This window comes from Alteromonas hispanica, from assembly GCF_010500915.1.
In the GTDB taxonomy this organism is placed as follows: Bacteria; Pseudomonadota; Gammaproteobacteria; order Enterobacterales; family Alteromonadaceae; genus Alteromonas; species Alteromonas hispanica.
Genome location: NZ_JAAAWP010000008.1, coordinates 169,753 through 190,222, shown reverse-complemented (window position 1 = coordinate 190,222; position 20,470 = coordinate 169,753). Strand labels below are relative to the sequence as shown.

Sequence of the window (20,470 nt, the reverse complement as noted above, 5' to 3'; positions counted from 1 at the left end):
TACAAATAAGTGGCAAACGTAAGGTAAGTTGCTGCAAATTCTTACCAAACAAAATATACATCGGAAGTTGTTGAACGTTTCACCTCTGTTAGCAATACTACAAGCTAATCACCATTCAGCACTAGGGATAGCTATGAATAATATTACCCGCTATGGCACTGCTCTCGTCACTACGGTTTTACTGTTTGCCTGTAACAGCGATTCAAACAACATACTGGAAGACCTAAATGCAAACCGCGCAAAATGGGAAAGCGCGAATATCGACAACTATCAATTTGAATACAGTATTTCGTGTTTTTGTTTAGACGACGCAACTCGTCCCCGCTTGGTGGTTGTGAACGCAGACCAAGTGAAATCGCAAACCATCATAGAGAGCAATATCGCCCTACCGCAAGATACGTTTACTTCAGAGACCATTGATGGCTTATTCGAACGCATTGCCTTAGAAGAAAGCCGCGCCGAATCGCTCAATGTAGAATACCACCCTGAGCTCGGTTACCCCACATTTATTCAGGTCGACGGTAACGCTCAGACCGCAGATGATGAATACACAATTACAGTAAGTAACGTGGTTTCAGCTGACGACATTGCCTGCACGACATCCATAGAGAGTGGTTTAATAGTATCTATCACCGATGCGTCTACAGAAGCGCCAATTGCATGCGATACCACTGTTACTGCAACCGATGAAAATTTCACTGAAACAGCGACTGGAGCGTGTGACAGAAACGAATTAATAACCATGTTAGATGAACGCCCAGGTTTTTATTCAATCACTGTTGAAAAAGACGGTTATCAAACATTTCAGGTAGATGACTATGGCATTGGCAAAGACTTATGCCATGTTCTACCACGAGAGCTTGAGGTGGAATTAATTTCAGAATAAGTCAACGCTCAAAAAACGCATCGATAAAATCGGCTAGCGATTCTTCTAGCCCTTCTTCAAAAGTATCAATATCGATGTCAAAGCGGTCCATATATTTTGCAGCATTTTCTCGAGACACTACGCTGTTTTTTATCTGAAATTCTAACTCTGGTAACGACTTGTCGTAACGAGGTTTGATAGACCAGCGTAAACAGTGGCCGTGGTGATTTTTTAGCTTTTGTTTCGCAAAGGTACAAAACTCTTCCACGTAGTCTGCGCCTTGCGGGCCCAAACAACCGGGCTCAATGCGAAACATTACCAGCAGCTTTTTGTAAATCGGGAGTTTAGTTTCCATTTGAGCCTAGCAGCGATTAAAGATTTTAGTATGGGTAAATTGTACTTACATTGCCAGTACAGAATATACTCTTCACTTACTTATGCATGCATAGCTTTACCATTTTAAACACGCCAACTCCTAGTGCCTCTTACAGCTTTTATACCGCCTGTTGCACTCTCTTTTGCACCACCTTTTGCACCACTTTTTGTAGTGTAAATACACTCATACCCCCCCAATTTATGAACTAATCGTAGGCAAAGCGAGAAGCAAGCGAAACAGCTCCTGCCTACCTTATTGAGCAGAACGACGGTAGCAAGGTGCTAAAATCCCACAGTGGGCTTACGAAAACGGATTGGTCCATAGAAGAACGCTTCAACCTACTACGTCAACATTCTACTCTTGCAACATATTATTCTGTAAGTATTGAACGAGAGCCTTATCTCGATTCTTAGAAAGGAAGTTGATTGCGGCCCAACTAACACTTGTAGGTCTAAATCATATCGCCGTCTTTATTTTTATTTAGCAAACCGCAGTAGAGTTTATCATTCCGTAACTCACTATCTGATTTCTGCCGCGGTTTTTGGCAAGATAAAGTGCTTTATCTGCATTGTCTAAAACCATTTCCCAAGACATGTCTGGCTTTGAAAGTGCAAAACCAATACTTACAGTAACTTTAAACGAGCCACCCTCAGTCACTATTTGCTTGCGCTCTATAGCTTTGCGAATACGGTCAGAGAGTTGCTCGGCGACGGCTGGTGAGGTATTCGAAACAATGATGAGAAACTCTTCTCCACCTAACCTGAAACATTTATCGTAATTTCTTAACTCTTCGGTGGCGGCCTGGCAAACTTGCTGAATAGCCATATCACCAGCCGCATGACCATATTTGTCATTAATCGATTTGAACTTGTCTATATCGATCAAAATAAACGCCGCTTGGCTGTTATTGCGCTTACATTCGTTGAGTGCACTTGATGCTATCATTCCCAAACTCATTCGGTTCAACCATCCCGTCAAATGATCTGTAATAGCATCTTCACGCAAATCGACCTCTTTTCTCCAAGAAACAGTGAGTGCAAAACAAATAGTTAATGAGAAAAACAAAACAACAACGGCCAAAGTTCCGCTAGTTTGAATGATGTCGTTCCCTAAAAACTCCATCGCGATATCTTCAGCTACAGCAATAAAGCCGCGTAAAAAAGTTTGAAGCATAAAGAGAATGAAAACTATCGCCAGAGGAAGATATGCTTTACTGTAAGGCGATTTTCGGTCGTTCCAGAGCAATAAAGTCGCGGCTCCGTATATAGCAATAAGGAATGGATAGATACAATAGGCTCTTATCATTAATGAATCTGCCACCACTGGTATTGAGTGGAAAACAATAGAGCCTACCGCAGTGGCTAGAACGAATAACCACGCAGAACCTTTACCTGTCAACTTTGATACACCACTTAGTATTGCGGCATGACCTATGAGAAAGCAGGTATTCGGAACTAATGGAATTAGTTCATCATCTAAATTTCCGTTAAAAAAGAATGTAACTATAAGCCCGTAGATAAGAAAGAATACACTTGCGAACGCCCAATCTAGCAAGTAGTCGTCGTTACGTTTGTTACTGAATATATATAACATTGATGCCGTGATCGTCATCACGACTGCGGATATCGCCACTGTGACGTACAACGTGAATAGTTCCAAAATGCGTTCCCTACTTTATGGAATTTTAATTTTTCAGTGTGACAGGTTGAAATATCAGAAGATATTTAAAATTTGTTTAAATAAATGTAACCCTTTTAGCGGTGATATTTCAAGGATACTTATCAAGTCTCAACTACATGACTGGCCGCTCGAATTGTCTCATACACTTAATCACAATTCGTTCCTGAAAAAATGCTAAGACGCGATAAATTACATTTTCCAGGTTTAAGATAAGTGACCTGTCTAATAACTCATTTAAATTTGGTATTTCGTTTATTTTACAAAAGCTTATTCATGCTTTTCTCAAGTAATCTTTGCATTTTTTTACCGGCAGCAGGAAGTAAACTTTCATCTGCTTTAGGAACAGCCACTTGCGCGCTAACGGTGAATTCTCGCCCGCCTTGATAATGCGGCAAGCAAACATGTGCGAGCACTACTACCTCTGTGGTGCCGCGAGTTTCACTTGGGCCCCACCCTATTTTTTGAAATACGCGCCATTCTCCCTTACTGGCTTCATCTAAAATAACTTTTGCGCTTTTGTTTTTGCTTGTTTCAGTTCGAATGCTATTGGCAATTGCGTGCTGCAACATGACTGAGATACCAGCGCTCATACCTGCAAAACGTTGGTTATTTACAGAGTTCCCTTCACCATAAAATAACGTCTTAATATCGGCAGTCTTGAGCGAGGGATGTTGAGTAAGCGGATCTCGTTCATGACTGGCCAATCGTTTTAAAAACTCTGCTTGTGCCAGTGTCGTCATTGGCTTATTACCGGTTAATCCGCAGCTTTCGCAGCGGTAATTCAAATATCCTGGATCATCTGCTGCATTCAAATAAGCCTGCAATTGTATACTACTCGTGCCATCAAGCATTTGCGCCTCATAAGAACTAAGTTTATAAGCGCTAGGGCCATAAGCACCTCGAAAAAATATGTTTGGCGTTGAAAGCTTTAGCCAGTCATCATAAAAAAGCGCGCTGAGGTTATCTCGGCCGGCAATATTGGCAAACAAGGTAGCGAGTGCATTTGAATCGCCTATCGACGTGCCAAATGCTTCATAACTATTTATGGAAGTGATCATATCAGCAACATAGGTGCTGCCAATTTGTGCCTGCGCCCCTAAGCCCTGTTCACGTAATTTTGCGACTGCGCCAGTAAAGGCAAATATCTTCGATGAACTCCACGGTTCATAAAGAGCATTGTGACTATTATTGTTGCTTAAATAACGATACGCCAACGCATCCTCTACTTGTGCAAAATCAATAATAAGAATACGCCCCTCTTGCTGTGGAATATCAAAGAATTCTGTTTGATGAGCAATGCGCTTTTCCCACCCATACTTGCCGTAATTAACCTCATGTGAGGTTTTAAAAGCTGCATCGGCAGTTTTTATATTACATTGTTCGTGTTTGTTAACCTGTTTGGCTGGTAAAAACGGAGCCGCATTCATTACTTCATTTAAAAAGCGTGTATCCTCACCTGGGCTAAATGCTAATGCTTTGGCAACGCCTTCATCTTGAGGTGATATAGGGGAAGCGCAGGCGCTGAGTAAGGCTAAAGCGATGCAACAAACGACATACGTGTACGATACCTTTGTGCACTTTGTGTTCTTTGTGTTATTTGTATTCATCAAGCCAATAAAGCCCTTTAAAATGTTCAAAATGCTAGTCTCTGTTAACGGTTTTGTATAAGTGTTTTTATTACTTGTTGTCAGTTTATCTGGCTTCGTGTTTCATACAAAAAGAAAAGTAAAGAATGGAAGAATAAATGAGCTTCTCGGTGTTTCTAGCAGGTTTTTCACTTGGTATTTCTCTCATACTTGCCATTGGTGCGCAAAATGCGTTTGTACTCAAACAAGGCTTAAAGCAACAGCATGTCTTTGTTGTTTGTCTAATTTGTGCTTTATCAGACGCTATTTTGATCACACTTGGTGTGGCAGGTTTTGGGGTGGTAGTGCAGAAGTATCCATTTATCGAACAACTGGCGCGTTATTTAGGCGCAGCATTTTTGTTTTTTTACAGTGCACTCAGTTTTAAATCGGCTTTAACGACAGACCACGCTTTGCAGGCACAGGGAAAAGAAGTAGGAAGCCTTTTAGCGGCCACACTAACATGCCTTGCTTTTACATGGCTTAATCCTCACGTGTACCTAGACACAATTATTTTACTAGGCTCAATATCCACTCAATATGAAGGACAGCAAGTTGCATTTGGTTTGGGCGCAATTTTCGGCTCGTTTGTTTTTTTCTTTTCGCTCGGATATGGCGCGAAATTATTAATTCCTGTTTTCAAAAAAACAAAAGCGTGGAAGGTACTCGAATTAATAATAGGGTTTGTTATGGCCGCGCTTGGGGTGAGTTTGCTGGTGTAGTTAGCTAAAGAATTTGTTGCGAAACATGCCTGGCTTTATGTCGCAACTATACCTTGAGCTAGATACAGGCAACGGCTAAGTCCAGTTATTGGAACTTTTATTCTTTTAATCGCTGACCCCCTTTAATGAGATAGAGTTTAAACTCGACCGTAAGTGTAAAACTATTTAAACCGGCTCCTTATCTAACATCATCGAATTCGATGACATTAAATAAGCACTAAAGCCTTAAAACAAAAAATCATTAAAACCTATAAATCAAAAGACATTAAAACCTATAAATGATATAACAACAAAACCTATAAATAAGGATTAATAACTGGTCAGTAGCACGAATAATAGTGGGAGCGAATATGAATGTTTCATCACAAAAGCTAGCAGATTCGCTTGAGCAATTACAATTACTTCAAGAGTCAGGGGCTGTTGCCATCCAGTCAAAGCAACTCAGCAGAGTGCATCGAGAGCGGCTATTAAAGCACGGGTTTATTCGCGAAGTCATCCGGGGTTGGTACATACCGGCGATGCCAGATGAAAAGCCTGGCGACAGTGCATCTTGGTATACCTCTTACTGGGGTTTTTGCAGCGCTTATTTGTTGGCGAGATTCGACAATTCCTGGTGCCTCTCACCTGAGCAATCAATTAGCCTGCATATTGGCGATAGAACCGTGCCTCAGCAATTACTCGTGCGCTCCCCCAAAGGCAATAACAAACCCACCGCCTTCCTACATCATACCTCTATTTTTGATGTAAGGTTGAACATGCCAACCGCAGAACACATTGAAAACCTAGGTGGACTCAATGTATATAGCTTAGCGGCTGCACTTGTTTACTCTTCGGCGAATCAGTTTCAAAATGCGCCCATCCAAATGCGTACTGCCTTATCGATGGTGACAGATGCATCCGACGTATTGTCCGTTTTACTCGCAGGTAATCACAGTGTGATTGCCGGCCGATTAGTGGGGGCTTTTAGAAATATTGGCCGAGACCTGATTGCTGACAATATCTTAAAGGGTATGCACGCGGCCGATTTGAATGTGCAGGAAGAAGATCCTTTCGTAGAGAAAGTGCAGGTGAGTTTTGGTCGTCGTGATGTCTCGCCCTATGTTAATCGCATGCGGTTAATGTGGGCGCAAATGCGTGAAAGTATTATCGCCCACTTTCCAGAACAGCCACACCAAACCATTGACATCGAAACCTACATGGCTGAAGTGGAAGACAAGTACGTTACAGACGCTTATCACTCACTGTCCATTGAAGGTTATCGGGTGACTCGTGAGTTGATTGAACTAGTTCGCTCTGGCAACTGGCAAGCTGAAGGTTCTGACGAGAGTAAAAGGCATTTAGATGCCATGGCCGCTAAAGGCTACTGGAATGCATTTCAGGAAGTTAAAAAAGCCGTATTAGCGGTATTAGAAGGTAAGAACGCTGGTGATGTATTGGAACAGACACACAGCGATTGGTATCTCGCTTTATTCGGCCCAAGTGTGGCTGCCGGTATTATAAAACAGTCGGACTTAGCTGGTTACCGGACGGGGCCAGTCTATATTCGTCAATCTATGCATACTCCACCAAGCAGAGAAGCGGTTCGCGATATGATGCCAACACTCTTCGACTTGCTCGCAGAAGAGGAAAATGCAGCCGTGAGAGTGGTACTGGGGCATTTCATTTTCGTCTACATCCATCCTTATTTTGATGGTAACGGTAGAATGGGAAGATTCATCATGAATCTAATGATGGCATCGGGTGGCTATCCTTGGACAATTGTGCCGGTTACGAGGCGAGATGAATATATGAAAGCGTTGGAAGCTGCCAGCGTCAAACAAGATATTGTGCCTTTTACAAAATTCTTGGCATCGCTAGTTTAATCTGTCTCAGTTTAGAGGGAGATGGACAATTTTTTCTCATTAGTACACATAACTATATAGCATTTAAGTGTCTAGATAAGTCTGGTCGATTCATTAGTTGTTATTTGAAGTTATTGCTTACGCTATAAATTGGATTATATTAATGCTGGGGTCTCAGGCGGTTTTATAACTGATTGATTTGCCTAAGAGGAAACAAGGGTTTTGTTGTACCGTTAAGGTTAGCCTGAAAAAATTGATAAAAAAGTAAGTGTTTGCTCAAAGTTTTTAAAGCCACACACGCCACCTGTTCGCTTTTTAACCTAAAATAAAAAAATATGTGACTTTTTTTCATGGCAGAAGCATTAGGTAAATTTTGTTTAATTTTCGATCAACCTTATTGACTGGGACCTGCTCCCTAAACCATTTATCAATAATATTAGGTACGCCTCATATCTTTGCTAACAGAAACACTATTTGATATTAATTCGACTATAGAACATGGAACATTTTTGATTACGCCCAATTAAAAATGCATAGTGTATATCTACTTATCGAATAAAGGACTGCGTAAATGGAATTTATTATTGGGGTCATTGTTGTTTATGTGCTTTACAAACTCTTCTCAAATAAATCCACAGTAAAGACATCAGCCAACAACAGTAGAAGCGGAACTCAATCTAAACATTCGAAGAATAGTAATTTTTCTGTAGCTGCTAAGTCATCAACATTAGATGATGATGACTTTGCCACTTTTACTATTCATACAAGCTTTGGCCGAGAGCCGGAAAAAACAACGAATAAGCAAAAAGGCCGATGGATAAGCGAAGATGAACAACTTTCTTTTAATGGAAGACAGTTAACGAAAGGCTTTTTCTACTTTGGTGGAGCAATGAATTCACTAGATGGTTACGGTATAGAGCCATCTCTAGTGGATGATAAACGCCCAGCTTCAAGTCCTTCGGTAGATTCAGAAATATACACTGATGAATCCTTAGGGTACTGGCCAAGCTACGCTTCTTTGTCTAAAGGCTGTAGAGGCGCTTATCTAGATTGGCTCGCCTCTGATCGCTCAAACCCCAATACGCCAATTGGTTATGTCTTCATCTATTTCTACGGGTTTGAGAGAAGAGTCATCGAAAACAAATCCACTAATCAAATATCTGATGAAGAGTACATAGCAATATTTGAAGAAGTGTTGCGACTCAATAGCGTTTTCAACGCAAATCGTTCGTTCAGAGGATACTCTGCTAATTTCCTCGAACTAATGGCGCTTCAAAGAGCCGCCTTATTTGAAGATAGACTGTCAGATATACCAGAAACTAATAATGCGTTGTCATTCAAAGTTAAACTTGCAACAACTATAGCCAATGGAAACCCTGTAACAGCTCCCTTAGCTCTAGAGTGGCTAAAAAATACATTCGAGTATTCCCTAAAAACTCCCGCCCGTAGATGTGAAGAAGAGTTTAGCCAGCTTTTCCAAATTAGATTTTCTGACAAGTTTGGCGAAGGAATTTCCGTAAAACCCAATAAAACTAAACTGCGACTTTCATACCATGCGGCAAGTAATGGTGTGCATGGGGTTGATTTGGAGTTAGGTGACTTACCTGATCCAAGTATTCTCAAAGGCCCAATTAAGAAGCTCATTCCTATTGCCGAACAATGTACAGAAGAGTTGAGCAGCTACAGCCGTTACTTAGGAAAAGCTGATACCTCAAGGAGTGATATTGCAGCGTTGATGTTATTACCTAAAGAACTGGCAAACGAAGCAAATTCACCAGTTATAGAAACATTTAAGTCTTGGGCAAATCAGATAATTAGTTCAAATGATGGACTAACCACAGTCAAGGGTTTCTGGACTCATACAGGTACACCTCTCCCTAAGGCGTTTAACAAAAAAGAAAATGAACTAGTCGCTAACTTGGCTGCTAAGGCTGAAATAGGTATTGCGCCAGACCAACGTTTTCACCATGCAAAATTGAAAATCGATGACAACATTGTGCTCTTCTCACCGGGCCATGGAGAGTTTTTTGAGCCAAGCTCGGCGTTCAACCAAGTAAGTTTAGCAATTAGGTTAGGGGCAATGGTCGCAACAATAGACGGTACTGTAGATCAGCATGAGAAAATCGCCTTACAAACGTTGATAAACCACGATGACAAACTCTCACCTTCTGAAAAAAACTCGTTAAATGCATATTTAACTTGGCGTCTAAATGCCCCTGTAAATAATGCTGGCTTGAAAGCTAGGATTGAAAAACTTGGCGTTCCACAGGTGGAATTCTTGAAAAGATTCATACTTTCCATCGCTCTTGCTGATGGAAAAATCGATGCTTCTGAAATTAAGCAAATTGAAAAGTTATATACCTCGTTAGGCTTAGATAAATCACTCGTTACAAGTGACATTCATGCGTTTGCCTCCAGCAAACAACCTATCTCTACCACATCTAAAGACGCTCCAATTGATAAAAGTACCTTTCAGTTGGATGAAGGTATTCTGGCTATGCATGAAAGTGACACCAACGATGCAAAGAGTATGCTGGAGAGTATATTTGCCGTTGATGAAGAGGCTGAAGTGGGAGTGAGCCCCACCGCTGATGTCAATGAAGAAGGCTTAGATAGCCCTTACAAAGAACTTTTTGAAACTTTGATAGCTAAAGAGTCGTGGCCACGTAAAGAAGTTCATGAACTGTGCAGCAAACTAAACATAATGGTTGATGGCGCATTAGAAACTATTAATGACTGGGCTTATGACAAAGTCGATGCGCCAGTTCTAGATGACGATGGTGATATCTATGTCGACCTAGAAATCGTAGAAGAATTGAAGGGATAAACAATGGTTGCAAAAAGAATACGAGCTAAAGAAAGGGATGCAATTATCCAATCTCTGAAGTCAGGTGTGACTCCTAAGATTGGAATCCAGCATATCCAAGTTGGTCGAGTAAATGAATTAAAAGCTCTGATCAAAGACATTAATCGGATCTCAGATGGAGGTTCAGCTTTCAGGCTCATTATCGGCGACTATGGTTCTGGTAAAACATTCTTTTTAAGTGTTGTACGTGCTATTGCTCTAGAGAATAAGCTTGTAACCGTCAATGCAGACTTATCTCCTGATAGACGTATTCATGCATCGGCTGGTCAAGCTAGAAACCTTTACTCTGAGCTAATGCGTAACATGGCGACTCGCAACAAACCTGATGGTAATGCTTTAACCAGTGTAGTTGAAAAGTTCATCACAGAAGCGATTAAAGAAGCTGATACTTCAGGAAAAAGTATAAATTCAATTATCCATGAAAAATTAGCGTCACTTTCTGAACTCGTTGGCGGTTATGATTTTGCTAAAGTTATTGAGGCTTATTGGATAGGTCATGAGAAAGATGATGAGATATTAAAAGCTAACGCCATAAAATGGTTACGAGCAGAGTATTCAACTAAAACTGATGCCCGAAATGATCTAGGAGTTCGAACAATTATTTCGGATACATCTTTTTATGATGCGCTGAAATTAATGAGTTTATTTGTCAGACAAGCTGGCTATCAAGGGCTTCTAGTTAACTTAGACGAGATGGTAAATCTGTATAAGTTAAACAACACTACAGCAAGAACTTCTAACTATGAACAAATACTCCGAATTCTAAACGATTGCTTGCAAGGAAGCGCTGAGCATTTGGGCTTCCTTCTCGGCGGAACCCCTGAGTTTCTGTTAGATCCACGTAAAGGCTTGTATAGCTATGAAGCACTTCAATCTAGATTGGCAGATAACAGCTTTGCTAAACAAGCGGGCGTGATTGATTATTCGTCACCAGCGCTACATCTCGCTAGCTTAACCCCTGAAGAACTTTATATTTTGCTTAAAAACTTGCGTCATGTGTATGCTGAAGGTGACGAAGCGAAGTACTTGGTTCCAGACGAATCTCTCAAAGCGTTCTTACAACATTGCAGCCAAACTATAGGGGATGCGTATTTTAGAACGCCACGTAACACCATTAAAGCATTTTTAGACATGCTCGCGGTAATCGACCAAAACCCGCAAATTTCATGGCATAGTCTAATCTCATCAGTAGCAATTAATGAAGATAAACCTTCCGATGTTGAACTCGAAACAGAGGGCAATGAAGATGGATTCGCTGACTTCAAACTATGATTCATGAGCATGAAAAATTAGACCATCGGGTTCAGCGCTGGATATTCAAACAAGGCTGGACTGGCTTACGAGAAATACAATGCCTTGCTATTGAACCTATATTGTCTGAAAAGACAGATGTACTGATCAGCGCTTCAACCGCAGCAGGAAAGACAGAAGCATTTTTCTTGCCTGCGCTCAGCGCAATCGCAGTTCAGGAAACAGGTGTAGGGATCCTTTACGTTAGCCCTCTAAAAGCCCTTATAAATGACCAAGATAGGCGCTTAGAAAGTCTGTCTGACCTGTTAGAAATACCGGTTACGCCCTGGCATGGTGATAGCTCAAAGGGCCGAAAGAAGAAATTAAAAGCATCGCCATCTGGTGTCGTGTTAATAACACCTGAGTCATTGGAGTCATTACTCATCAGAGACTCAGACTGGATAAGAGCTGCATTCTCTAATTTGAAATATATCGTTATTGACGAGTTTCATGCCTTTATTGGTTCTGAGCGCGGCCATCACTTACTCTCTTTGCTTCATCGACTAGAACATCTTATTGGAAGACTAGAAACACCAATCCCGAGGGTAGCTTTGAGTGCAACGCTTGGTGAGTTAGAGAAAGTACCTCTATCACTTCGCCCTAATCGCTCTTTACCTTGCAAGATCGTCAAAGATACACATTCGACATCCACCTTGAAGGTTCAGGTAAAAGGGTATGTAAACCCTGCTAACTTAGCAACTGAGTCTTCCAATGATGCCGAATATACGATTTGCCAAGATTTATTTAAATTTTGTCGAGGTGGAAATCACCTTGTGTTTGCAAATAGTAGAAGCCGTACAGAAAACATTGCGGCTACACTATCTGACTTCTGTGAAGAAAAAATTGTACCGAATGAATTTTTTCCTCACCATGGTTCGCTATCTAAAGATCTTCGAGAAAGCTTAGAAAAGCGATTGCAACAAGAGCATTATCCTACCACAGCGATTTGCACAATGACTCTTGAACTAGGCATTGATATCGGCAAAGTAAACTCAGTAATTCAAGTAACAGCCCCCCATTCTATTTCAAGTTTACGTCAAAGAATGGGACGCTCAGGAAGACGAGGTGGAGCCTCAATATTGCGAATGCTCATCGCTGAAGCTGAATTGACAAAAGACTCTAGCGTCATCGACAAGCTGAGACTGGAGCTTATTCAGTCTCTGGCCATGATCAGACTTCTTATCGGCAGTAAATGGTATGAACCAGCTGATACATCACTTTATCACTTCTCAACACTCCTTCATCAAGTACTTGCGGTTACTGCACAATGGGGAGGAATTAGACCAGAACAATTATTTAGTTTGCTCTGTAAAGATGGTCCTTTTCAAAACGTTAATGTTGAAAACTTCAAAGCACTACTTGTCCACATGGGCAAAAAAGAACTCATAACTCAGTTAGGTAGTGGTGAATTAGTGCTTGGCCTTTTGGGAGAAAAGCTGACAAGCCATTACTCGTTCTATGCTGTTTTTAAAACGCCCGAGGAATTCCGAATTGTACGCGGAACAAAATCACTCGGAACGCTTCCTGTAGATTCATTGGTATTAGAAGGGCAGCATATTGTTTTCGGTGGAAAACGTTGGAAAGTAAACGACATAGATAGCGAAAAGAAAGTTATTTATGTGGAGCATGCAAAAGGTGGCAAGCCACCTAAATTTGGTGGTGCTGGCTTGAACATACATGATGTTGTCCGGCAAGAGATGTTCCAAATATTAAAAGACGGTGACTACAAAATTTCTGTGGGGGATCAGAAAGTCGACTTCGCTGATTCAGCTGCACGAGAACTGTTTGGTGAAAGCGTACGATATTTCGAAGGTGCAAAGCTCTCTAGAGAACCACTGCTCCAGGCTGGCAATACTACTTATATATTCCCATGGCTTGGCGACAAAGTAGTAAATACAATTGTCGCCTTGCTAATCCAACATGGGTTTGAAGCTGGCGCATATGCAGGAGTCATAGAAGTAGAAAAAGCGTCATTAGAAAGTGTTCGCTCGACATTGCTCAAACTTGCTTCAATGGAACTTCCAACAGAAACAGAACTAGCACAACAAGTATTGGAAAAACGTATCGAGAAATTTGATGAATTTTTGCCAGAAAGCACTCTATCCATAGGATATGGAGCAAAAGCTTTTGACATGACCAATACCGAAGCTTGGTTAAAAAAAATTAAAACACAAACAGACTGTCTGATTTAGTTGAAGTCAAGCCTAATCTATTTAATACATAAAAAAGGCGAACCATTTCTGGTTCACCTATTTCATATCTAGCTATTCACAATCTTAATTGCATTCAAAAACTTAATTGTCGCATTCACAATTTTAATTGCAGTTAGTCAACCAACCTACCCCTCAATATAACTCTCTATACTTGGGCAAGAACAAATTAAGTTCCGGTCGCCGTATACGTCATCGATACGGTTAACCGTTGGCCAAAATTTGTTTCTGTGTACTTCTGGTGCAGGGTACGCTGCTAGCATGCGGTCGTAGCTGCGGTTCCAGTTACTGTCACAGATGTCTGCTAGCGTGTGCGGTGCATTGTGAAGCGGGTTGTCTGTTGCATCCCACTCGCCGCTTTCCACTTTCGCTATTTCTTGGCGAATGCTTATCATGGCGTTAATGAAACGATCTAGCTCGTATTTCGCCTCAGACTCGGTTGGCTCTACCATTAGTGTGCCTGCCACTGGGAAGCTCATTGTTGGTGAGTGGAAACCGTAGTCGTTTAGGCGCTTAGCAATGTCTAGCTCGGTTACGCCACTGGCTTCTTTTAGTGGGCGAAGGTCGATAATACATTCGTGGGCTACACGGTCGTTGTTGCCTTTGTAAAGTATTTCAAAGTGCCCTTCCAGCTTCTTAGCCACGTAGTTCGCGTTAAGAATAGCCACTTCCGTTGCACGGCGTAGGCCTTCGCTTCCCATCATTTTGATGTACATGTAGCTAATAGGCAAAATAGACGCACTGCCCCATGGCGCACCACTTACCGCGCCGCAGTCTTTACCCGCTGTTTCTGCGTTTATCACGGTGTGATTAGGTAAAAACGGTGCAAGGTGCGATTTTACGCCAATTGGTCCCATACCTGGGCCGCCACCACCGTGTGGAATACAGAATGTTTTGTGCAAGTTAAGGTGCGATACGTCTGAGCCAATGAAGCCTGGTGATGTAATGCCCACCTGCGCGTTCATGTTAGCGCCGTCCATATAAACCTGGCCGCCGTGCTCGTGAACGATATCGCATATTTCTTTCACCGTTTCTTCGTAAACACCGTGAGTAGATGGGTACGTGATCATCGCGCATGATAGGTTGTCGCCCACTTCTTCCGCTTTTTTGCGAAGGTCGTTAAGGTCTACGTTACCATTTGAATCACAGGCTACTACCACTACTTTTAAGCTAACCATTTGCGCCGAAGCTGGGTTAGTACCGTGAGCAGAGCTTGGAATTAAGCATACGTTTCTGTGACTGTCGCCACGGCTTTCGTGGTAGCGCTGAATAGCTAATAGGCCAGCATACTCGCCCTGTGCACCTGAGTTAGGCTGCATAGAAAGTGCGTCGTAACCCGTTACATCTATTAGCCACTCGGCCAATTCTGCAATCATTTCTTGATAGCCTACGGCTTGATCAAGTGGCGCGAACGGGTGCAATTGCCCAAATTCAGCCCAGGTTACGGGTATCATTTCTGCCGTTGCGTTTAGCTTCATGGTGCAAGAGCCCAATGAAATCATAGAGTGGTTTAATGCCAAATCTTTGTTTTCAAGGCTTTTGATATAACGCAGCATTTCAGTTTCAGAGTGATACTTGTTGAACACTTCATGAGTTAAAATGTCGCTAGTACGAACTAACTCTTCTGGAATGGACTTAACGGCTTGTGTCGTCACTTCTGCGTCTAGGTCTTCAACACTTAATCCGTGGTTATCGCCTAAGATAACATCGAATAACGCTAAAATATCTTCGCGAGTAGTGGTTTCGTCTAACGCTACGCCTACCGCGCCTTCTAGGTCCGCACGAAGGTTCATACCTTTCGCATAAGCTTTAGCAAGTACGTCTTCTTTATTTTCAACCAATACAGTGAGTGTGTCGAAGTACGTGCTATGCTTAAGCGCCACGCCTTTGCTGGTACCTTTAAGTGTTAAGCCGGTTGCAAGAATATCGGCGAAACGGTGAATACGCTCGGCAATAGTTTTTAAGCCCTGCGGGCCGTGATATACGGCGTAAAAGCTCGCCATGTTGGCAAGTAGCACTTGCGCGGTACAAATGTTCGAGTTCGCTTTTTCGCGGCGAATGTGCTGCTCGCGAGTTTGCAGTGCCATACGTAGTGCTGGGCGGTCACGTGTATCTTTACTTACGCCAATAATACGTCCTGGCAATGAACGCTTGAAACTTTCGCGGGTTGCAAAGAAAGCCGCGTGTGGGCCGCCATAACCCATTGGTACACCAAAGCGCTGCGCACTGCCTAATGCTACATCGGCACCTAGCTCGCCAGGCGACTTAAGCATTACTAAGCTCATTAGGTCTGCCGCTACAGCCGCAATGCCTTTTTTCGCTTGCACTGCTGCAATGATGTCAGAAATATCTTTAATTTCGCCCGTGCTGGTTGGGTATTGTAAAAGCGCACCGAACACGTCGTGCTCTGCGGCTTCTTCTGCAGGGCCAGTAACAATTTCAAAACCAAACATCTCGGCGCGAGTTTTTACTACATCTAGTGTTTGTGGGTGCACATCGTCAGACACAAAAAAGATGTTTGCTTTTTTGTTTTTCGAAACTCGCTTGGCAAGGCCCATAGCCTCGGCTGCCGCGGTGCTCTCATCTAGTAATGATGCTGATGCCAGCTCAAGACCGGTTAAATCGATGGTCACTTGCTGGAAGTTCAAAATAGCTTCTAAACGACCTTGCGCAATCTCTGGCTGATAAGGGGTGTACGCCGTGTACCAACCTGGGTTTTCTAACACGTTACGCAAAATTACGTTCGGTACGTGGGTATCGTAGTAGCCCATTCCGATAAACGAACGATTAATTTTGTTTTTCGCCGCAACCGCTTTTAATTCACTTAATGCTTCAACTTCTGTCGCACCTTCGCCGCATTTTAACGGTTCTGGTAGCGCAATACCTGCCGGTACGGTTTGCTCAATTAAATCATCTAATGAGCTAGCACCAATGGCAGACAGCATTTCTTCAATTTCGCCTTTACCCGGGCCAATATGACGGCGGATAAACGTATCTTTTTGCTCTAGTTGAGCTAATGTAGGAGAAGTATTCGACATAACGTTGTTAAGCACTCTTAATGGTTGCCGCAAGGGCGTCGTTAAATCTAAAAGTTAAAAAGGGGCTGAATAATATTCATGCCCCTTTTTCAACTGTGTATCTTTCTATCAGCGTAACAAATTACTCTTCGTCAATGCTGTTTTCATAACCTTCTGCGTCAAGCAAGCCTTCTACTTCTGCAGGGTCTTCCGCTTTAATCTTGAACATCCAGCCTTCGCCGTATGGGTCAGAGTTTACTAGCTCTGGCGAGTCTTCTAGGTCTTCGTTGATTGCGATTACTTCACCAGTGATTGGCGTGTAAACGTCAGAGGCCGCTTTAACCGACTCAGCAACACACACGTCGTCGCCAGTAGTTACCGCGTCACCTACGTCTGGTAGTTCAACGAAAACCATATCGCCAAGTAAACCTTGTGCGTGTTCAGAAATACCTACAGTAAAAACACCGTCGCCTTCAGAGCGAACCCATTCGTGGGTAGCGGCATAACGTAAATCAGTTGGGATGTTGCTCATAATCGTTCCTGTTAATCTTTGTCAATTTTACAAACTTGAGACGTAAACTTATAAAACACTTTTTCCATTGCGAACAAAGGAGGGCTTAACCACTTTTACTGTAACCCACTTTTTGCGCATTTCCACTTCTACTGTGTCACCCACATCACTAGGTACTCGCGCCATTGCTATGGAGTGCCCAAGTGTTGGAGAAAACGTGCCTGAAGTAATTACGCCTTCGCCGTTGTCTGTTTTTACTTTAAGACCATGACGCAATACGCCTTTTTCAGTCATTACTAAGCCAACCAGCTTGTCGGTGCCTGTTTCGCGCAGTGCCTCAAGGGCTTTTCTGCCAACGAAGTCTCTGTCTGCTGGCTCCCAAGTAATTGTCCAACCCATGTTAGCCGCCAGTGGCGATATAGTTTCATCCATATCTTGGCCGTAAAGGTTCATACCTGCTTCTAAGCGCAATGTATCTCGTGCGCCTAGACCGCACGGCTTAACGCCTGCGTCTAACAAGCTTTGCCAGAAGCTTGCTGCTTGCGCCGTTGGCACCATAATTTCGTAGCCCGCTTCACCGGTGTAGCCTGTTGTTGCAATGAAAAGGTCTTCAGCTTGTACGCCAAAGAACGGCTTCATACCGGCTACTGCTTCTTTTTGCGCCGCACTGAAAAGCGTTGCCGCTTTTTCTTTTGCATTGGGGCCTTGCACTGCAATCATCGCGAACTCAGAACGCTCGGTAATGGTTACGTCAAAACCTTCGGCTTTGCTCATTAGCCAGTTCATGTCTTTTTCACGAGTGGCTGAATTAACCACTAAGCGGTAATTAGTTTCGTCAAAGTGATACACGATAAGGTCATCAACAACCCCACCCTCTTCGTTCAACATACCGCTGTAAAGGGCTTTGCCTTTATCTTTTAGCTTAGCAACGTCGTTTGCCAATAGGTATTGAAGGTACGCTTTTGCCTGCGGGCCTGTAACATCAACAATGGTCATGTGAGATACATCAAACATACCGGCGTCTTGGCGCACAGCATGATGCTCTTCAATTTGAGAACCATAATTAATTGGCATATCCCAGCCAAAGAAGTCGACCATTTTGGCACCAGCTTCTAGGTGCTTCGCATGTAGGGCGGTGGTGTTAGACATTCCACTTTACTCTTGTTGAAAGATAGAAAACGACATTGAGTATAGTTAGGTAACAATCACGCAACAAATTGATAATTCTTATCACTACATTTAAAAAGTTAATGTAGTTACTAAGTAACATCAGAAAACGTTATGTTGAAAAGAGGGTTAGAGAGCTTGATGTTAAAGAATGGTTCATCGTTCACGCTTCATGATAGCAGCAGAATAAAAAACGCTGCATATTAACGCAGCGTTTTATTGAAAATACGTGAAAACGTTGCGACTTAGCTGTCGACGTTCTGAGCCTGCTTACGCGACTCTAGCTCTATGGTAAGCTTTTCAGAAATGCGGCCTCGTAACGATTCATTTTGATTAGCCGCAATGGAGATCTCACGATATTTCTGCATTGCTATGCCGCTGTCTGAAATGGCGGTTTGCATTTTTTCTCTCGCTTCTTGCTGAAGATCTTTGGCTTAAGCCTGATCGCCAGCAGCCTGAATTTCTGCCTGATACTTCTGGCCTATTAACTGAACCGTTAAATAGGCATCAACAAACTGGTCGACCTGCTTTTCAGAAATTTGCACCTGTTTTGTGGTGTTGGGTGTTTCTTGTGCACTGCTTGATTGTGAATTTGGGGATTGGGAATTTTGAGCTTGTGTATTTGTTTCCTGTGCTACAGCTGCACCTGTGCTTAGTCCTGCGGTTAAGGCGGCGGTGAGCAGTGTTGTCTTAATAAGCTTCATTAAAGCTCCTTGTCATTTCGTGAATGTCAACTGGCCAGGCGAGCTGTACTATTTAAATACCTGGTTAAACACCTGGTTTTAAATACAAACCACCTAACCAATTGTTGGCAACAGTGTCTTTGCCAGTTGAACTTCAACTAATTGCATTTATGACTAGTTGCACAAGCTCGGGCAATAGTGAGTTTCAAAAGTTCCAACTCCGTGGGCAAAGTTTTTGCTTCTTTTTGCCTTACCAACTTTGCTTTTTACTTCCCCAAATAGCGTAATAGCCAATAAAGCAGTAACAAGGCAACATTATAGCGTAGGCGTATTGCCCGCCAACCCACTCGCTCGCACCGCCATACACCATTGGCAATATTGCGCCACCGGCTATACCCATAATAAGTAGCGCAGAGCCTTGCGCGGTATATTTACCCAAATTATTAAGTGCCAACGGCCAAATGGCAGGCCACACTAGCGCATTAGCAAACCCAAGTAATGCGATAAGCGCAACGCTGTTTGGTAATGCTTGAATTCCAGCCCAGCCCCATAACACGTCTGCAATTGACGTACTCGTGTCTGAAGCAAACAAAATGGCGAATGTTAAAAGCACGCCGGTAACAGCAGAACCAAGCAGTGCAGCCTGCTGAGAAAATATTCGAGGAATGCACACTAAACCGATGGCATAACCAATAACCATCGCCACCATAGTGTAAGAGGTTAGCGTGGTGGCATTATCAACTCCAAGGGATGAACCGTATAAGCCGATAGTGTCGCCAGCAACCACCTCTACCCCTACGTAAAAAAACAGACTTATTGCGCCCAATACTAAATGAGGAAACTGTAAAATACGCTTGTCCGCTTGCGGTGTATTAAGGCTACTTTCTGCATTTATCGCCGAATCAGAGTTTTGCTCAGTAGTGCCTTCTCCGATAGCGGGTAAATTTATTTTTGTGAAGCCCAGCGCCAGCAATGCGAGAGCAATAGCCATACCTATGTATGGCTGTATAAGAGACACCGACATATCGCTAATTAACGCCGTGCGCTCTTGCTCTGCCATTGCAGATAGCATTTCCTGATTCACATCGGGTAAGCCATTTAGTACTAACGCGGTAAATATAATGGGCGCTAATACGCCGGCGGCTTTATTTAAAAGCCCCATAAAAGCAATGCGGGCAGCCGCGCTTTCTTCGCTACCCAGCCTCACTATGAAGGGGTTAGAGGCCGTTTGCAGTATGGTAAGGCCGCTGCCCACAACAAACTGTGCTAACAAAAACACGGGAAACCAAGCACTTAGGGCAGCGGGCACAAACAGAACACAACCAAGGGCAATAATACCTAGCCCTAAACTCATGCCTTTTTGATAACCTGTTTTTTCGAGTATTTTTGCCATTGGAAGCGCCATAACCACGTAGGCAATGTAAAAACAAAAGGCAATAAGCAGCGCTTGAATTTCAGTAAGCTCGCAAACCATCTGTAAAAATGGAATAAGCGCGCCGTTTAACCAAGTTATAAAACCAAAAATAAAGAACAGTAGCCCAATACTTATTATTGGGGTAAAGCGCGCAAGGCCACTTGGTGGTAATGCGCTTGTTTGGGCATGAAGGGTCATTGTTA

The 20,470-nt window shown here is 42.8% G+C and carries 14 protein-coding genes and 1 pseudogene; 6 read left to right on the top strand and 9 right to left on the bottom strand.

What is annotated here, in order from left to right; translation table 11 throughout:
* The first annotated feature begins 133 nt into the window (after window positions 1–133).
* Window positions 134–886, top strand: a complete 753-nt coding sequence (locus GTW09_RS13550) for a DUF6174 domain-containing protein (RefSeq protein WP_163112312.1) — start codon at window positions 134–136, stop codon at window positions 884–886.
* 1 nt (window position 887) lies between these two features.
* Here the strand turns inward: GTW09_RS13550 and GTW09_RS13545 are convergent, their stop codons facing one another.
* From GTW09_RS13545 to GTW09_RS17490, 3 genes are all read right to left on the bottom strand, one after another.
* Window positions 888–1,220, bottom strand: a complete 333-nt coding sequence (locus GTW09_RS13545; protein WP_163112311.1) for a hypothetical protein — start codon at window positions 1,218–1,220, stop codon at window positions 888–890.
* 501 nt (window positions 1,221–1,721) lie between these two features.
* Window positions 1,722–2,900 carry a GGDEF domain-containing protein gene (locus tag GTW09_RS13540; protein WP_163112310.1) on the bottom strand — a complete coding sequence of 393 codons (1,179 nt, stop codon included), beginning with the start codon at window positions 2,898–2,900 and terminating at the stop codon, window positions 1,722–1,724.
* A 278-nt stretch (window positions 2,901–3,178) separates the two neighbouring features.
* Window positions 3,179–4,558: a hypothetical protein gene (locus GTW09_RS17490; protein ID WP_203565772.1), complete on the bottom strand. Its 1,380-nt coding sequence runs from the start codon at window positions 4,556–4,558 to the stop codon at window positions 3,179–3,181.
* A 107-nt stretch (window positions 4,559–4,665) separates the two neighbouring features.
* On the opposite strand from GTW09_RS17490, the gene GTW09_RS13530 reads away from it, so the two are divergent.
* The 5 genes from GTW09_RS13530 to GTW09_RS13510 all read left to right on the top strand — a co-directional run bounded on the left by GTW09_RS13530 (window position 4,666) and on the right by GTW09_RS13510 (window position 13,457).
* Complete coding sequence (locus GTW09_RS13530; protein WP_163112309.1) at window positions 4,666–5,268, top strand: LysE/ArgO family amino acid transporter; 603 nt, start codon at window positions 4,666–4,668, stop codon at window positions 5,266–5,268.
* A 350-nt stretch (window positions 5,269–5,618) separates the two neighbouring features.
* A complete protein-coding gene (locus GTW09_RS13525) occupies window positions 5,619–7,130 on the top strand; it encodes a Fic family protein (protein WP_163112308.1) in 1,512 nt (503 codons plus the stop codon).
* A gap of 550 nt (window positions 7,131–7,680) precedes the next feature.
* Entirely contained in the window at window positions 7,681–9,936 is a 2,256-nt protein-coding gene (locus GTW09_RS13520) for a tellurite resistance TerB family protein (protein ID WP_163112307.1), read from the top strand.
* Window positions 9,937–9,939: 3 nt separating this feature from the next.
* The gene (locus tag GTW09_RS13515; RefSeq protein WP_163112306.1) at window positions 9,940–11,247 is read left to right on the top strand and encodes an ATP-binding protein; all 1,308 of its coding nucleotides are present in this window, start codon (window positions 9,940–9,942) and stop codon (window positions 11,245–11,247) included.
* Entirely contained in the window at window positions 11,244–13,457 is a 2,214-nt protein-coding gene (locus GTW09_RS13510; protein WP_163112305.1) for a DEAD/DEAH box helicase, read from the top strand. Before GTW09_RS13515 ends, GTW09_RS13510 begins: the two co-directional genes overlap by 4 nt.
* Before the next feature lie 146 nt (window positions 13,458–13,603).
* On the opposite strand, the gene gcvP is transcribed toward GTW09_RS13510, so the two are convergent.
* The 6 genes and pseudogenes from gcvP to GTW09_RS13480 form a co-directional block, all read right to left on the bottom strand.
* Window positions 13,604–16,513 (bottom strand): aminomethyl-transferring glycine dehydrogenase, encoded by a 2,910-nt coding sequence (gene gcvP / locus GTW09_RS13505; protein ID WP_163112304.1) that lies wholly within the window; start codon window positions 16,511–16,513, stop codon window positions 13,604–13,606.
* A gap of 121 nt (window positions 16,514–16,634) precedes the next feature.
* Window positions 16,635–17,024, bottom strand: a complete 390-nt coding sequence (gene gcvH, locus GTW09_RS13500; protein ID WP_163112303.1) for a glycine cleavage system protein GcvH — start codon at window positions 17,022–17,024, stop codon at window positions 16,635–16,637.
* Between the two features lie 48 nt (window positions 17,025–17,072).
* A complete protein-coding gene (gene gcvT / locus GTW09_RS13495) occupies window positions 17,073–18,152 on the bottom strand; it encodes a glycine cleavage system aminomethyltransferase GcvT (protein WP_163112302.1) in 1,080 nt (359 codons plus the stop codon).
* Between the two features lie 263 nt (window positions 18,153–18,415).
* A pseudogene (locus GTW09_RS13490) lies at window positions 18,416–18,592 on the bottom strand (DUF4168 domain-containing protein); the annotation flags it as partial.
* A 12-nt stretch (window positions 18,593–18,604) separates the two neighbouring features.
* Window positions 18,605–18,874 (bottom strand): hypothetical protein, encoded by a 270-nt coding sequence (locus GTW09_RS13485; RefSeq protein ID WP_163112300.1) that lies wholly within the window; start codon window positions 18,872–18,874, stop codon window positions 18,605–18,607.
* A gap of 229 nt (window positions 18,875–19,103) precedes the next feature.
* Window positions 19,104–20,465, bottom strand: coding sequence for a sugar MFS transporter (locus tag GTW09_RS13480; protein WP_163112299.1), 1,362 nt, complete (start codon window positions 20,463–20,465; stop codon window positions 19,104–19,106).
* Window positions 20,466–20,470 lie beyond the last annotated feature (5 nt).

Coding starts and splice junctions, on each gene's coding strand:
- GTW09_RS13525 (WP_163112308.1), top strand. CDS start 5,619: ATGAATGTTTCATCACAAAAGCTAGCAGATTCGCTTGAGCAATTACAA.
- GTW09_RS13550 (WP_163112312.1), top strand. CDS start 134: ATGAATAATATTACCCGCTATGGCACTGCTCTCGTCACTACGGTTTTA.
- GTW09_RS13530 (WP_163112309.1), top strand. CDS start 4,666: ATGAGCTTCTCGGTGTTTCTAGCAGGTTTTTCACTTGGTATTTCTCTC.
- GTW09_RS13485 (WP_163112300.1), bottom strand. CDS start 18,874: ATGAAGCTTATTAAGACAACACTGCTCACCGCCGCCTTAACCGCAGGA.
- gcvP (WP_163112304.1), bottom strand. CDS start 16,513: ATGTCGAATACTTCTCCTACATTAGCTCAACTAGAGCAAAAAGATACG.
- GTW09_RS13510 (WP_163112305.1), top strand. CDS start 11,244: ATGATTCATGAGCATGAAAAATTAGACCATCGGGTTCAGCGCTGGATA.
- GTW09_RS13545 (WP_163112311.1), bottom strand. CDS start 1,220: ATGGAAACTAAACTCCCGATTTACAAAAAGCTGCTGGTAATGTTTCGC.
- GTW09_RS13480 (WP_163112299.1), bottom strand. CDS start 20,465: ATGACCCTTCATGCCCAAACAAGCGCATTACCACCAAGTGGCCTTGCG.
- GTW09_RS13520 (WP_163112307.1), top strand. CDS start 7,681: ATGGAATTTATTATTGGGGTCATTGTTGTTTATGTGCTTTACAAACTC.
- GTW09_RS13515 (WP_163112306.1), top strand. CDS start 9,940: ATGGTTGCAAAAAGAATACGAGCTAAAGAAAGGGATGCAATTATCCAA.
- gcvH (WP_163112303.1), bottom strand. CDS start 17,024: ATGAGCAACATCCCAACTGATTTACGTTATGCCGCTACCCACGAATGG.
- gcvT (WP_163112302.1), bottom strand. CDS start 18,152: ATGTCTAACACCACCGCCCTACATGCGAAGCACCTAGAAGCTGGTGCC.